General features: G+C 60.0%; 11 protein-coding genes. 2 read left to right on the forward strand and 9 right to left on the reverse strand.

The features are described 5' to 3' along the window. Positions 1-5: 5 nt before the first annotated feature. From JNL86_10195 to ispH, 8 genes are all read right to left on the reverse strand, one after another. Positions 6-620, reverse strand: coding sequence for an ABC transporter substrate-binding protein (locus tag JNL86_10195; protein ID MBL8043272.1), 615 nt, complete (start codon positions 618-620; stop codon positions 6-8). An 86-nt stretch (positions 621-706) separates the two neighbouring features. Then, positions 707-1,150: an outer membrane lipid asymmetry maintenance protein MlaD gene (mlaD, locus tag JNL86_10200; protein ID MBL8043273.1), complete on the reverse strand. Its 444-nt coding sequence runs from the start codon at positions 1,148-1,150 to the stop codon at positions 707-709. Between the two features lie 69 nt (positions 1,151-1,219). After that, positions 1,220-1,984 (reverse strand): ABC transporter ATP-binding protein, encoded by a 765-nt coding sequence (locus tag JNL86_10205; protein MBL8043274.1) that lies wholly within the window; start codon positions 1,982-1,984, stop codon positions 1,220-1,222. Positions 1,985-2,020: 36 nt separating this feature from the next. Then, on the reverse strand, positions 2,021-2,788 hold the full coding sequence (locus JNL86_10210) for an ABC transporter permease (protein ID MBL8043275.1): 768 nt from the start codon (positions 2,786-2,788) through the stop codon (positions 2,021-2,023). A gap of 48 nt (positions 2,789-2,836) precedes the next feature. Then, positions 2,837-3,592 (reverse strand): hypothetical protein, encoded by a 756-nt coding sequence (locus JNL86_10215; protein MBL8043276.1) that lies wholly within the window; start codon positions 3,590-3,592, stop codon positions 2,837-2,839. A 54-nt stretch (positions 3,593-3,646) separates the two neighbouring features. After that, positions 3,647-5,821 carry a squalene--hopene cyclase gene (shc, locus tag JNL86_10220; GenBank protein MBL8043277.1) on the reverse strand — a complete coding sequence of 725 codons (2,175 nt, stop codon included), beginning with the start codon at positions 5,819-5,821 and terminating at the stop codon, positions 3,647-3,649. 222 nt (positions 5,822-6,043) lie between these two features. Beyond that, positions 6,044-9,724 carry a chromosome segregation protein SMC gene (smc, locus tag JNL86_10225; GenBank protein ID MBL8043278.1) on the reverse strand — a complete coding sequence of 1,227 codons (3,681 nt, stop codon included), beginning with the start codon at positions 9,722-9,724 and terminating at the stop codon, positions 6,044-6,046. Between the two features lie 190 nt (positions 9,725-9,914). Then, positions 9,915-10,877, reverse strand: a complete 963-nt coding sequence (gene ispH / locus JNL86_10230; protein MBL8043279.1) for a 4-hydroxy-3-methylbut-2-enyl diphosphate reductase — start codon at positions 10,875-10,877, stop codon at positions 9,915-9,917. A gap of 172 nt (positions 10,878-11,049) precedes the next feature. Here ispH and JNL86_10235 point away from each other — a divergent pair, with 172 nt between their 5' ends. Together JNL86_10235 and JNL86_10240 are read left to right on the forward strand one after the other, a co-directional pair. Next, positions 11,050-11,766, forward strand: a complete 717-nt coding sequence (locus JNL86_10235; GenBank protein MBL8043280.1) for a response regulator transcription factor — start codon at positions 11,050-11,052, stop codon at positions 11,764-11,766. Then, positions 11,763-13,619, forward strand: coding sequence for a HAMP domain-containing protein (locus JNL86_10240; GenBank protein MBL8043281.1), 1,857 nt, complete (start codon positions 11,763-11,765; stop codon positions 13,617-13,619). The genes JNL86_10235 and JNL86_10240 overlap by 4 nt, the downstream gene beginning before the upstream one ends. On the opposite strand, the gene JNL86_10245 is transcribed toward JNL86_10240, so the two are convergent. Next, complete coding sequence (locus JNL86_10245; GenBank protein MBL8043282.1) at positions 13,585-14,577, reverse strand: inorganic phosphate transporter; 993 nt, start codon at positions 14,575-14,577, stop codon at positions 13,585-13,587. The genes JNL86_10240 and JNL86_10245 overlap by 35 nt on opposite strands. Positions 14,578-14,598 lie beyond the last annotated feature (21 nt).

Genomic DNA, 14,598 nt, shown 5'->3' on the forward strand with positions numbered 1-14,598 from the left:
GGGAACTACGGAGCTTTGATCTTTTCGGATTTCTTGCGGAGTTGGTCGACGAGGTCGGAATACGAGGACGTGTGAAGGATCTTCGAAAATTGTCCGCGGTAATTATTCACCAGACTGACACCATCGACCACGACGTCATACACGTGCCAATCGTTGCTCTTGTTCATCAACCGGTAGTCCATGGGAATTTCCGTCTTCCCGGACAAGACCTTGGTGCGCACCTCGGCATATTCCTTTTCCGTCCGCTCGTTGAGGTATTGCACACCCTCGCCGGAATAGGTTTCCACCCGATCGGCATAGGTGTTGGTCAACAGCGTACGGAACAGATCCACAAACTCCTGCTTTTCCTTATCGGATAACTGATTCCACTGCGCGCCCAACGAACGTCGGGACATTTCGGAGTAGTCAAAGCGCGCCGCGACGACCTTCTCCAGCCGCTGCCGACGATCTTCCTGCTTGGCAGGCGTCTTGAGTTCCTTATCGTTCAGAATCTTCAGCACTTCATCGATCGTCACCCGGACCGACTCGGTCGCCTGACCGGCCATGGCAGGCGACACCCCGCCCAGGCAGAGCAACCATGTCAACACACCCGCCATGATCATCCATCGCCGTCCCTGCATTCCAACACCTCTCCTGTGAGTGGTGATCCCTTCGCCTCACCGGCCCGGTTCGCGCATCACCGCGCGTCACTCGTGAGCCGGTCAGACTAGTTGACCTTGCCGTGTACATACTGGCTAACCAATTCCTCGAGATCAAGCCCGGCCTCGGTATCGCGAATCTTGTCGCCTGGCTTCAAGACATCGCCACCCCCGCCGACCGAGAGCGAGAGATATTTGTCGCCGATGATCCCGCGCGTCTTAATCGAAGCGATCGTGTCCGAATACAGCTTTACGCCGTCTTGAATCGCCAGCGCCACCAGCGCGCGGTCGCTGTTGAGGCCGATGTGCCGCACACGCCCGACTTCGACGCCGGCAATTTCCACCGACGCACCGGGCTTGAGTCCCGACGCAGACGTAAACTCGGCCTCGACCGGATAATTGTGCCCGCCGATCACTTCCAGCTTCCCCAACTTGATCGACAAATACCCCAGGCAGGCAATCCCCACGAGCACGAAGACGCCGACCATCAATTCGAGCTTTGCACGTTCCATATCGTCTCCTATCAACCCTTGCCCGGCTTCAGGCCGACAGCTGCGTGTGGGGCACCCTCGACAACCGGTTCAGGAACGGGATGCCGTTGGCAACTCTTTCGCCGTGACAGTGCCTCCGACAAAAATAAACTCGCGAATCTCTTCGTCCGTCGTCTTCACAAATTCGCTCGAGGGCGCCATCTCGGCAATGCGCCCGTTCTTCAACATGGCGACGTAATCGGAAATGCCGAAGATCTCCGGAATTTCATGGCTGACCATGACCGCCGTGAAGCCGAACTGCTGCTGCATGGCCACGATCAGGTCATGGATGGCCTTCGCCATCAGCGGATCGAGCCCTGTCGTCGGCTCATCGAACAAAATGATTTCCGGTTCCATGACCAGGGCGCGGGCCAACCCGGCCCGTTTGCGCATCCCTCCGCTCAGCTCCGCGGGAAATTTGTGCCCCATGCCTTTCAGCCCCACCTGCTCAAGCTTTTCCTCCACTCGCCTGGTGACGGTGTCGCCTTTCAATCTCAGCTTTTCTCGCAGCGGGAAGGCAACGTTTTCGAAGACCGATAGGGAATCGAAGAGTGCCGCGCCTTGGAACAGCATAGCAAATTTCTTCCGGACCTCATTGAGCGCTTGCCCCTTCATGTGAGCAATGTCCGTTCCGTCGATCCAGACCTCGCCGCGATCAGGCTGCATCAGGCCGATGATGTGTTTCAGCAACACACTCTTGCCTTCGCCGCTCCGTCCGATAATCGTCGTCAGCTTGCCTGAAGGAATGGTCAGATCCACTCCACGCAACACTGGTTGCTGCCCTAACGTTTTTTCGACGCCGACCAGTTTAATCATGCCTGTTCTCAGTGCGACGATTCACGCGCGACCGCCTTACAACAACACCGAGGTGAGGAAGTAATCCCACACCAGAACCAGGACGGCCGACAGCACCACGGCTTCCGTGGTCGCTGTGCCCAGCCCTTCGGCACTATGCTTGGTATGAAACCCCTTATAGCAGCAGACCCAACTGATCAACAGCCCGAAGCTGATGGATTTGAGGATCCCGCCGTAGACATCCTTCCATTCCACCGCCGATTCGATCGAACTCCAATACGCGCCCTCATTGCCGTTCAGCAATTGCACCCCGACGACGTACCCGCCGTAAATGCCCACCACATCGAACAGCGCGACCAACAACGGCACGGCGATCAGACTTGCCACGAGTTTTGGGGCGATCAGATATTGCAACGGATTCACGGCCATCGTATCCAAGGCGTCGATCTGTTCGGTGATTCGCATGATCCCGATCTCGGCCGTCATAGCGGACCCGGCGCGAGCGGTCACCATCAGCGCCGCGAGCACAGGACCCAGCTCCCGAATGATGCTGAGCGCCACGGCCGAGCCAAGCACGGCCTCCGACCCGAATTTTCGCAAGGTGTAATACCCCTGAAGCGCGAGGACCATGCCGGTGAAGACAGCGGTGAGCACGACCACGAAGGTGGACTTGTACCCGATAAAATTCAGTTGTTTGACGACTTGGTAGAACCGGAACGGCGGGCGGGTCAACCAGGCAAAGGACGACAGGACGAACAGCATCATCCGTCCCATGTGCTCCGTCAGATCGATGGTGAATCGTCCGATACGCGCAATGCCTTCCACGTCACGCCCTCCTCTCATCCCTGGCCCGGAACTTCGGCCCCTCCGCAGTCAGGCGACCCCTTCCCGCGATGCCTGGGCGGCACAGGCTCGAAACAGAGCGGTCAGTTGCTGCCCTGCGATCCGACTCTGCACCCGCAGACGATTGAGGCCGATCAGACTTGAGGGATGTGCCAGACAAGCGGCGACACCCTTCGCCCACCCAGATGGCCTGAGAAACAGATTGAAGTCAAGCGGAAGACTTTCATCAACCAAATCCGACACGGTGCGCACGATGGTGAACGAGAGGCCCCGCTCAGCCGCCACCTGCCCGAGCGCCGCACTCTCCATGTCGAGCCCGATCCCTCCCAGCCGGTCGACAATCTTCCGCTTCTCTTCGGCGCAGCAGAGGACCCGTGGAACGGTGACAAATCCGCCGCGTTGCGCCTCCAGCCCCTTGGCCTGCACGGCCCGACACACCCACTCCAGCATCGATGGCTCACAGACGATCGGTTGACCTGTGGCCACACCATCGTCCCTGATCACTCCGGTTCCGATCAAGACATCCCCGACGCCGGCCGGCTGCAAGGCGCAGGCAAACCCCGTTGACCAGATCGCATCCAACCGCTTCGCCGCGAGCACCGTGCCGGCCGTGGCCGTGGCTCGTTCCGGCCCGACCCCCATCGGTATCATCCACCACTCGGTCTGCGCCTGTCGCGCGACCTCGCACCGAAGGCCGCCGAGGACCTGTGCCTCGGTCGTCGTGAACGCCCGGCGCACCGCGCTCAACTCCCATCGGGTCGCCACGAAGACTCCGATTGCGGTCACAACTGCTCCCGAGGGACGATGACAAGAAGAAGTGGATTCGATGAACACCCACGGTCAGCGGGGCGACCGGAATTGTCCTGATTGATAGGCCAGTTGACGCAACTCATCGGCCCTCGTTGTGCCACGAGTCTTGAGGTTGCGGTACATAGCCAGTGCCCAGAGGGGGAAGTATTGGCAATACCAATGGTAACGAAGATAGAACACGCGCGGGAAACCGGTGCCGGTATGGCGTACCTCCTCCCATGACCCGTCCTTCCGCTGATTCCGAATGAGGTAATGGATCCCCCTGGCCAAACTGAAGGAGTCGGTGACGCCACCTGCCATGAGAGCCAGCAACGCCCAGGCGGTTTGTGATGGAGTACTCTCGCCACGCCCGCTTTCCTCGACATCCGCATACGACAGGCACGATTCGCCCCATCCGCCGTCAGGGTTCTGCTTCGACTCGACCCAATTGACCGCCCGCCGAATATATGGCGAGGACAGATCTTCGCCGATGGCGCGCAGGCCGGACAACACGGACCAAGTTCCATAAATATAGTTCACTCCCCAGCGGCCATACCAACTACCGTCCTGCTCCTGATCGTTTTTCACGAATGTGAGCGCCGACGCCACCGAGGGATGGGTCCAGTCGTAGCCCAAGGTCGCAAGCATTTCGAGACAGCGACCGGCCAGGTCGGCGGTGCTGGGATCCAGCAGCGCACGATGGTCGGCGAAGGGAATGTAGTTGAAGACGATCCGGTTGTTATCGACGTCGTACGCGCCCCATCCCCCATCAGACCCCTGCATCGCAGTCACCCAGCGGCATCCACGGCGAATCGCCAACCGCTGCGGCTCTTCATCGGGCAAGCGCACCTTGGACAGGGCCATCAGGACGACCGCCGAGTCGTCGACGTCCGGAAACAGCTCGTTCTCGAATTGGAAATACCAGCCGCCCGGTTCTGCACCAGGGGCGGAGATGATCCAGTCACCCACGGTGGTCGTTTGTTTCGACAACAGCCAGGTCGAGGCTTTTTGCAACGCCGGATGGTCTTGCGGCATTCCCGCTTCGATCAATGCATTGATGAGCAACGCGGTATCCCAGATCGGAGAATGGCAGGGCTGCAGGTGCATGGCATCCACACATTGCCCGTTGTCCATCACGGTATCGTGAATTTCGAGTTCTTCGATCTCCCGCATCGCCTTCACCACCAGCGGGTCGTCATGCTTGTACCCGAGACAATGCAAGGCCATCACGGAATTGGCCATGGCGGGATAAATGGCACCCAGGCCGCCGCTCCCCTTCATGTGATCCAGCATCCAGTCTGCGGCGAACTTCAGCGACTTCTGGCGGACCCACTCGACCGGCGACCGGTCGTAGACCTTGAGGAGCGCGTCGAGGTTGATGAAAAAGTTTCTGGCGGTAAACCAGGTCCGGTCCTTCTTGAAGGGCGGCACCGTGCTGTAGTCGATCTCTGCCGGAGGCTGTGTGTACAGTTCGTCGATGCCCTGCTCGGGCGGCACATGGCACTGCGGCCGTTTCGCGAAGATGATCAAGAGCGGGATGAGCACCGCGCGCGACCAATAGGAAATCGCGTAGATGCTGAAGTAAAACCGCTTCGGCAAGAGCATGATTTCCGGCGGCATGCTCGGCACGCCGCGCCAATCGTACTGACCGAACAGGGCAAGAGCAATTTTGGTGAAGACATTGGCCGCAACTACGCCACCCTTGTCCAGAATGCACGTTCTGGCTTGCATCATGAAGGGCTCATCCGCCGAGACGCCTGCGAGCTTCAAGGCGAAATAGGCCTTCACCGATGCACTGATCTCAGCCGGTCCGCCATGATAGATGGGCCACCCGCCGCACGGCAGCTGTGCAGACTTCAAGTAGCGAACGGCTTTGCGCTCGCGATCAGGATCCACACAGTCCATGAAGCGACGCAGCATCACGTATTCGGAAGTGAGCGTCGTATCCGCTTCCAGCTCAGCAACCCAGTAGCCTTCGCCCGCATGTTGCCTTGAGAGAAACCAGGCCTGACTTTTCCGGAGCGCTTCTTCCAGCGCTTCCAATTGACCAGTCGAATGTGACGGAGCCCGCTTGGCAGCGCTGTCGCCGACCGTCATATCGGGCTTATTGGAAACCAGTCGCAATACCGGGGCAGAAGCGAAATCACGCGCCGCCCTGATACGGCTTGGAACCGACACCAGCAGGCTATCAGACAGACGATTGAACAAGTTTTTCAGAAGTTGCATAGCGTGATGCCGTGAATCAGAAAAGGACGGCGGGATCGATAGTCGAGACGGTTCCATCGATCAGGCTGAGATCACATGAAACCGCATAATACCAGCTGTAACCATTAGCAGGACTGTATAACAAACTGTTTTCAGCCAGTCAAGGGAAGTGCCTACGAAAACGGGCACCTATGGGGTCAGACGCCGATGTTGGCAGCCCCACCGATCCACTCGACTGCGCGGCTACGCCGGCTGAAGATCACCAAGCTTGACCGAGATCAAGGTTGAGACACCGGGCTCTTCCATCGTCACACCGAACAGCGAATCCGCCATCGCCATCGTTCGCTTGTTGTGTGTGATGACCAGAAACTGCGCGGTCGCCGACAGGCTGCGCAGCACGGCCGTAAATCGTCCGATGTTCTCTTCGTCCAAGGGCGCGTCGATTTCGTCCAGGATGCAAAACGGAGTCGGACGGATGAGGAAGCTGGCAATCAGCAGCGCCATCGCCGTCAGCGTTTTTTCTCCGCCGGACAACATGGTGATGCTCTTCAACCGTTTCCCCGGCGGTTGCGCCACAATTTCTACACCCGGCTCACGAGCCCCGTTGTCCTCCACCCCTTCTTCCAGCGGCTCTTCGACTAATTGCAACTCCGCGCGCCCGCCCGGGAAGAACTGCGCAAAGACGTCTCGGAATTTTTGCTGCAGCTCGTTGAAGGTCTCGACGAACATGTCCTTGGTCGTCCGATTGATGCGCTGAATGATTTCCTTCAACGAAGCAATGGAGGTCGACAAATCCTGTTCTTGGGTCGTGAGGAATTGGTACCGCTCTTCCAATTCACGATGCTCGTCGATCGCCGCCAGATTGATCGCGCCCATCCGATCCAAGCGTTCCCGAATCTTCTGAATCTGTTCCCGTAACTGAGGGGTTTCCAGCAGAGAAACCGGCGCGGCCGGCACTTCCCCTTCAGATGCCGCCTGCCCTTCCACCGGTATCAGCAGGGTGGCTGGGTCGATTTGATACGTACCGGCCAACGTGCTTTCAATCGTCGACAGGTGCGCCTTCACCTCTGCCTTGCGTATTTCCGCAGTCATACGGCGTTCGTGCAAGGCCGACAACTCTTGTCGGACCGAGGTCAGCGCTTCCTCCACCGCATGCAAGCCACTCATCTCCTGAGCCTGCTGCTCCTGCGCAGCAACCAGTTCTGCTTTGATCCCGTCCACTTCGGCGCCCAACTCGCGACAGAGCGCTTCCTGCCTGGTCTGCTCTTCACGACTGTTCTCCGTCGCCTCCGCCAGCCCGGCCAATTGCTCTTCCAGATCGGTCACGCGGCGCTGTGCGGCATCGAGTCGTTGCGTGAACCGTGCGACATCGTTGGTGGCGCGCTCTCGTTGCCCGCGCATGCTTTCCACTGAGAGCCGAACCTCCGTCAATCGCTGCTGGATCGCCAGGCTTTGACCTTCGATCACCACCAACCTTTCCCGCACCTGCAGCAAACCGGTTTCCTGGCCGGCCTTTTCGGCAGCCCACTGGCCCAATTGCGACTGGTTCGACAGGAATTCCTCTTGAAGCCGCGCCTGCTCGGCTACCCCCCGTTGCAGCTCGTCGGCCAATACTTCCATGCGCCGATCCAGTTCGCCGCGCTGACGCTCCACACCCGCGTCGTCTTTCTGGAGCGACAACTCCAACATTTCCGCTTCCCGAATGGCCCGCCCCAAGCGCTGCTCATCTTCGCGCCCCAGGCCCAATGCTGCGGCAGCCTCTTCACGGGCAACCCGGGCGAGCTCCAGCGCCTGCGCCGCTTCGGTTCGTCTCGCCTCAAGCCCCATGACCTCGCGTCGTCGCTGGAGCAACCCGGCACCCGCGCTGCTGCCGCCGCCGGTCATCACTCCCGCCGCATCGAGCGTCTCGCCGGACAGCGCAACATAGGTGGGCCCGGCAGGAGCCGGCCACTGGTGCAGATTCCACAGCTCCAGCGCCACCGCGACGGACTCCACGATCACGATGCCGTCAAACAGATAACTCAGGGTGGATGAGGCGGAGCCTTGCGCGCGAATCAGATCCACGGCCCGGCCGACCACACCCGGCTGCCCGTTCAGCGTCGGCCACCAGGCTGCCGAGGGATCTCCGGCCGCCGGCTCATGCGCCCATCGAATCTGCTGCGGGATAAAGGCCCCGCGACCAAGTTCTTTGCCTTTCAGGAATTCCACGGCACGACTCGCGGCGACGGGCTCATCCACCAACCAGCCCCGAACCCGCTCTCCGAGAATCGTCTCGACCGCGCGATCTAAACCAGGCGGAATCACCAACCACTCGGCCAACGCCTCCCGCACGCCGTCGATGGTCTTCAGCGCCGTACCTTCCTCTTCTCCTTGCCGGCCATATCCCATCTCTTCCCGCACGACGCCTTGGAGGGCGCCGAGACGCGACTCCACTCCGGCCACATCTTCGGACAGCCGCACGATATCGCGATCCAATCCGGAGATTTGTCCTCCCAACCCCTCGATGCGTTCGATGGCCGCCTGGCGCTCCGCCATGAGGCCCTCGATTCGCTGCGCGGCCTCTTCCCGCTGCGCCGCGAGCAATTCGCGTTGTTCGTCGAGTCCGGCCACCTGGGCCACCAGTTGTTCCCGTTCGCGCGAGACACGTTCGGCTCGAGCGGCGGTTTCCTGCTGACGGGCCGTCACCTGCGTGAGACTCTGCTCGGTGTTGGCCACAAGAACGGCCAGGTTCAGGACATCTTTTCGCGCACGCTCCTCTTCGGCCACGGCTGCGGCACGATGGCCGGCCAAGGCCTTGGCCTCGCCGTCGGCCTGCTGGAACTGCGCCTCCTGCGCGACGATGTCCCCTTCCAGTTGCAGAAGCGTCGCCCGCAGTTCTTCAATTTCCGCCTGCGCCTGCTCCTGATCTGCCGCTAAACGCTGCATTTCCTGCGCAGCCTGAACCCGTTGCCGCTCGAAGAGCTCCGTCCGGTTGCGCTCGACCTCCGCGGCCGTCAAGGCCTGTGACTGGCGCTGTTCGGTGCCGGCGAGAGTATCCCGCACGCGTGCGATGGCTTCCGCCGCATCGTTCATCCGAAGCCGGATGGCCTCCTGCTCCGAATCCAGACGGGCCTGCTCCGCCACCTGCTCCGCCTCCAGCGTTTCCACTTCGCGGGCTTCGTGATCTACGGCCTCCAAATCGGCGTGCATGGTGCGATAGTCACGGGACAGCAGTTCGATCTCCAGCCCCTTGGCTTCCTGCTGTAACGTCTGATAGGTCCGAGCCTGGCGAGCCTGACGCTCCAACGAGTTCAGCTGCTTCTTCACTTCCGCCACAATATCGCGAACTCGCAGAAGATTCTGTTGCGTCGATTCCAATTTACGGAGCGCTTCGGCTTTTTGCTTTTTGTATCGCACGATGCCGGCTGTTTCTTCGATCAACTCCCGCCGGTCCTGCGGCGAGGCCTGCAGAATCTGTTCGATCCGTCCTTGCTCGATGACCGTATGCCCCTTGGACCCGGCCCTGGTTTCGATCAACACATTGCGAATGTCCTTCAACCGGCACGGCGTTTTGTTGATGAGATATTCACTGTCACCGTTTCGATAGAGACGTCGCGTAATCATGAGTTCCTGGTATTCACTCAACTCACTCGGCAGACCGGATATCGCATCCAGGCGCAACTCGCCGAGACCGCCGATCACCAACGATACCTCCACCAACCCCAACGGCTTGCGCAGTTCCGTGCCGTTGAAGATGACGTCTTCCATCTTCTCGCTCCGGAGCGTTTTGGTGCTTTGTTCACCCAAGACCCAGAGGATGGAATCCACGACGTTGCTCTTGCCGCTCCCGTTCGGGCCCACGATGGCCGTGATGCCTTTCGGAAATTGGATTTTCGCCTCCGCGAATGACTTGAAGCCGAGCATTTCCAAGGTCTTCAGATACACCGGCGACCTCCAGAGCAAGAAGGTTGAGATGGGATACAGTGTGAGGAATAAACGCGAAAACCTTCTATCACAGCGATGGAATCAATGCAAAGAAAAAGCCCCTGATATGGGGGAATAAAGAAGCCACTCCCCCAACATATGGAAGAGTGGCCGGTTTCGCGTGTAGGAAAATCGGATGGCGAACGGCCGACTAGTTCACCGACGCCGGTTTGCGCGAGGCAGACTCGATCGTGACCAACTCCTTAGGCAGGAGGAATTCCACATCCTCTTCGATGACGGTTAATTCCTCGACCTCCTCGGAAGACCCCAGGCGCTTCAGATAGGCCACCACTTCCGTGACCAGCACTTCCGGAGCGGAAGCGCCGGCCGACAAACCGACACTCTTCGCATCTTTCAACCACTCGGGATTGATGTCCGACGCGGCGTCGATGAGATAGGAGGGAATGCCGCAGTGCTCGCCCAACTCGCGCAGACGGTTGGAGTTCGAACTGTTCGGCGACCCGATGACGAGAATCACGTCGACCAGCTTCGACAAGGACTTGACCGCATTCTGACGATTTTGCGTGGCGTAACAGATGTCTTCCTGATGCGGCCCCTTGATGTTGGGGAACCGATGATGCAACGCCTCGACGATATCGCGGCATTCATCCACACTCAGGGTGGTCTGGGTCACGTAGGACAGGTTCTGCGTCTTTTCCACCTGCAGCGTTTCAACATCCTGCACTGAAGAAACCAGGTGGAATTTATCCGGAATCTGACCTAGGGTTCCAATGACTTCCGGGTGGCCGGCATGGCCGATCAGAATCAGTTCATACCCTTGCGTGTAGTCGCGATTGACTTCGTTATGGACCTTGATCACCAACGGGCAGGTGGCATCAATGACATGCAGGCGGCGGCTCTGCGCCTCTTCCCACACCGACTTTGCCACCCCGTGGGCGCTGAAAATCACGACCGATCCTTCGGGGACCTCGTTCAACTCCTCCACAAACACGGCGCCCTTCTGCCGGAGCGAGTTCACCACGTGGCGGCTGTGCACGATCTCGTGCCGCACATAAATCGGCGCGCCGTACTTTTTCAGCGACAGATCGACAATGTCGATCGCGCGGTCGACACCCGCACAAAATCCGCGAGGATTGGCCAAATATATCTTCATATGCTGCATCCCCTTCACACTCACGATGGCGCGCTCGGCACTCTAGCACAACGGGCGGCACACAACTGAAGTCACCTTACGTCAGACCCGCCCCTGTCGTCAACCAACAGGCCCTCCCAGCGCGCGGAAGATCCTGTTGAGGCGACCGCAGGATTGTGGGAGAATCCCGCGCATGCCTTCCCCCACCACAACGCACAGAAAAATTCTGATCGTCGAAGACGAAAAAGACATTCTCCAGCTCGTTAAACTGTACTTGGAGAAAGACGGTTTCCGGACGGTTTCCGCCATGACCGGGACGGAGGGGCTGCGCCAGGTGAAAGCCGAACATCCCGACTTGGTCATTCTAGATCTCATGCTCCCCGAGCTGGACGGACTGGAAGTGTGCAAACGAATCCGCCTGAATCAGGAAACGGCACTCCTGCCCATCCTCATGCTGACGGCCAAGGCGGAGGAGTCCGACACGGTGATCGGCCTGGAGTTGGGGGCCGACGACTATGTCACCAAACCGTTCAGCCCCAAGGCATTGGTGGCGCGGGTGAAAGCCCTGCTCCGGCGCCTGGACCGCCATGCGAATAGCCCTCAGACGCAATACCAATACGGGCCGCTCACGGTGGATCTTTCCCGACACGAAGTCCGACTGAAGGGCGCAGAAGTCGCCCTCACGGCGAAAGAGTTCGGCTTGCTGGAGCACCTGTTGCGGAATGTGGGACGGGTATTGACCCGCGACGTGCTGCTCAGCGCCGTCTGGGGGTACGACTATTACGGAACGACCCGCACGGTGGACGTGCACGTACGGCGGCTGAAACAGAAACTTCCGATCCTGGACGACGCCATCGTGTCGATCAAATCACTCGGCTATAAATTACGCGAGGCCAACCAGCCTGCATGAACCTTGGCATTCGGTGGAAAGTCGCCCTGGGCACCCTCGCCGCCGTTCTCGTCGGCCTCGTGGTCGCGGGATGGCTGGTCATCCGCTCCGTCGAACAGACCGAACTCGGGCGCATGGCCGAAATGCTGGAGACGCGAAGCGGCTTGGCCGCGATGACACTCCGGCCGCTGTTCGATCAGTCCGGCCCAACCGTGCCGTCCCCTCAGCTCCATGCCACCATCCGTGAATTGAGCCAACAGGCCCATCTCCGCATTTCAATCATTCGACAGGATGGCGCCGTGTTGTCCGATAGCGCCGTTCCCGCCGAGGGCCTGGCTCACGTCGACAATCACCTCTCCCGCCCTGAAGTGGCGCAGGCACTAGCCTCCGGGCGCGGCATGGATATCAGGGCCAGCCAGACGACCGGCGAGCGCACCTATTACGTGGCCCGCCTGCTGACCGACCTCACGCAACGACAGCCCGGCACTCCGGTGATCCGACTCGGCCTGCCGTTGACCTCAATCGACGAGCGTGTGCGACATATCCAGCAGGACTTGGTGGCGGCCTTCGGCGCGGCCTTTCTTCTGGCCATGATGCTCAGCCTCTGGGTCTCCCGAAACCTCACCAAACCTCTCTCGGAAATGGCCGCGGCCGCCCGGCAACTAGCGGAGGGAGCCCCCGGAATCCGCCTGGTGGTCGCCTCGACCGATGAGGTGGGCTTGTTGGCCCACACCCTGAACCAGATGACCGACCAGTTGGAGACAAAGATCAAGGAAGTCTCCGACGATCGCGCGCAACTGCTGGCCATGCTCATCGCCATGGTCGAAGGCGTCATGGTGCTGGACTATCGGGGGACCGTCGTCCAGGTGAATCCAGCACTGGAGCGCATGTTCGCGCTGGAATTGACGGAGTCACGCGGCCGTCACTATGCCGAAGTGATTCGTCACGAGGGGCTGACCGCACTCGTGTCCGCCGTGCTTGAAACCCGCTCCGGGCAGGGAGGGGAAATTACCCTGTCCCCCAGCAGCCGCTGCCTGCGCGTGGAGGCCTCGATCGCAGGCGGCAATCGCGAGCAGGAAGCCTGTGCGGTCTTCGTGTTTCACGACATCACGGAATTGCGTCGGCTGGAAAAAATCCGCAAAGACTTCGTCGCCAACGTGTCGCACGAGCTCCGTACGCCACTGACCTCGATCAAGGGCTATGTGGAAGCGCTACTGGACGGTGGCAAGGATGACCCCGGCACGGCGACGGCCTTCCTCGAAATTATTATGCGGCAAAGCAATCGCCTCAATCTGATTCTGGATGACCTGCTGCAGTTGTCACAGATCGAGTCAGGACAGGTCTTGTTCCGCCGGGAGCCCGTTGAACTGCGCGCCCTGCTGGAACGCACAGTGGCAGTGATCAAACCGCTGGCCGACAAAAAGCAGCACACCATCGAACTGACACTGCCCGACGACTATATGGTGGTGGAGGGCGACGAGGAGCGCCTGGTGCAGGTGTTCATCAATTTGTTGGAAAACGCCGTGAAGTACACCCCGGATCACGGCCGGATTTCGATGACCCTACGCCGAGCCCAAGGCCGGTCAAGCCCGTCACGTGCCATGATCGAGGTCGTTGTGGCCGATTCAGGAATTGGCATTCCCGAGGCGGATCGCCCACGGGTATTCGAGCGATTTTACCGGGTCGACAAGGCCCGCTCTCGCGAACTCGGGGGAACCGGCTTGGGACTGGCGATTGTCAAACACATTGTGGAGGCCCATAGCGGGCTGGTGTGGGTAGAAGGCAACCTCCCCAGAGGCAGCCGGTTTGTCGTGCACCTCCCCGTGGCCGAGGAGCTGCCTATGCCAGCTTCGACAGGAGCAGATAACAAATAGTTGAAAGCAGGGCCGCCCCCGGCAGCGTAAAGAGCCAGGCGGATAAGATCCGTCTCGTCACGCCCCATCGAACTGCTGAGAGGCGCTTCACTGCCCCGACACCCATCACCGTCGACGTAATGGTGTGCGTCGTACTGACCGGAAGGCCAATATGGGCCGTTGCCATCAGGACAATCGCCGCACCTGTCTCTGCTGCAAACCCATGGACGGGCTCCAACTTGACGATCCGCATGCCGAGGGTCCGCACGATCCGCCATCCCCCCACTGCCGTACCAAGCCCCATCGCCACGGCACAGGAGCCGATGACCCAGGTCGGCACCTCGGCAGTCGGAATCGCTCCGGCCGACACCAACGCCAGCGTGATGATCCCCATGGCCTTCTGCGCATCGTTCGCCCCATGGCTGAACGCCATGAAGCTCGCGGAGATCAGCTGCATACGCGAAAACAACCGAAGCGCGACGGCCCGCTGGACTCGAAAAAAGACCCAGCTTAAGATGACCATCAGCAGCAGCCCAATGGCAAACCCGAAAAATGGCGACAGGATCATCGCTTCCAGCACCGACCGCAATCCTGAAAACTTGACGGCGGCCATGCCGCCATGCGTCAACGCCGCCCCGACCAATCCGCCGATGAGCGCATGCGAAGAGCTCGTCGGCAAGCCTAGCAACAAGGTCAGAAAATTCCACACAATGGCGCCGGCCAGCGCCGATGCCACCACGGTCTGCGTCACCGACTGTGGATCAACGATACCTGTGCCGACCATCTTGGCCACGGCCGTCGACATGAAGGCACCGGCCACATTGAGCCCACCGGCCACGAGGACGGCCGTCGAGGGACTCACGACACGGGTCGAGACCACGGTCGCAATGGCATTGGCGCTGTCGTGCCATCCGTTGGAAAAATCGAAGAGCAAGGCCAAGACCACAACCACCAACAAGAGTCCGCTCAGTTCAGCCATGACTGCCGCTTTCTACCTTGC

The sequence above is a fragment of the Nitrospira sp. genome, assembly GCA_016788885.1.
Taxonomy (GTDB): domain Bacteria; phylum Nitrospirota; class Nitrospiria; order Nitrospirales; family Nitrospiraceae; genus Nitrospira_A.

Bases quoted from the DNA above. Each gene is read 5' to 3' on its own strand.
- JNL86_10195 (MBL8043272.1), bottom strand. From the start codon at position 620: ATGCAGGGACGGCGATGGATGATCATGGCGGGTGTGTTGACATGGTTG.
- mlaD (MBL8043273.1), bottom strand. From the start codon at position 1,150: ATGGAACGTGCAAAGCTCGAATTGATGGTCGGCGTCTTCGTGCTCGTG.
- JNL86_10205 (MBL8043274.1), bottom strand. From the start codon at position 1,984: ATGATTAAACTGGTCGGCGTCGAAAAAACGTTAGGGCAGCAACCAGTG.
- shc (MBL8043277.1), bottom strand. From the start codon at position 5,821: ATGCAACTTCTGAAAAACTTGTTCAATCGTCTGTCTGATAGCCTGCTG.
- ispH (MBL8043279.1), bottom strand. From the start codon at position 10,877: ATGAAGATATATTTGGCCAATCCTCGCGGATTTTGTGCGGGTGTCGAC.
- JNL86_10235 (MBL8043280.1), top strand. From the start codon at position 11,050: ATGCCTTCCCCCACCACAACGCACAGAAAAATTCTGATCGTCGAAGAC.
- JNL86_10240 (MBL8043281.1), top strand. From the start codon at position 11,763: ATGAACCTTGGCATTCGGTGGAAAGTCGCCCTGGGCACCCTCGCCGCC.
- JNL86_10245 (MBL8043282.1), bottom strand. From the start codon at position 14,577: ATGGCTGAACTGAGCGGACTCTTGTTGGTGGTTGTGGTCTTGGCCTTG.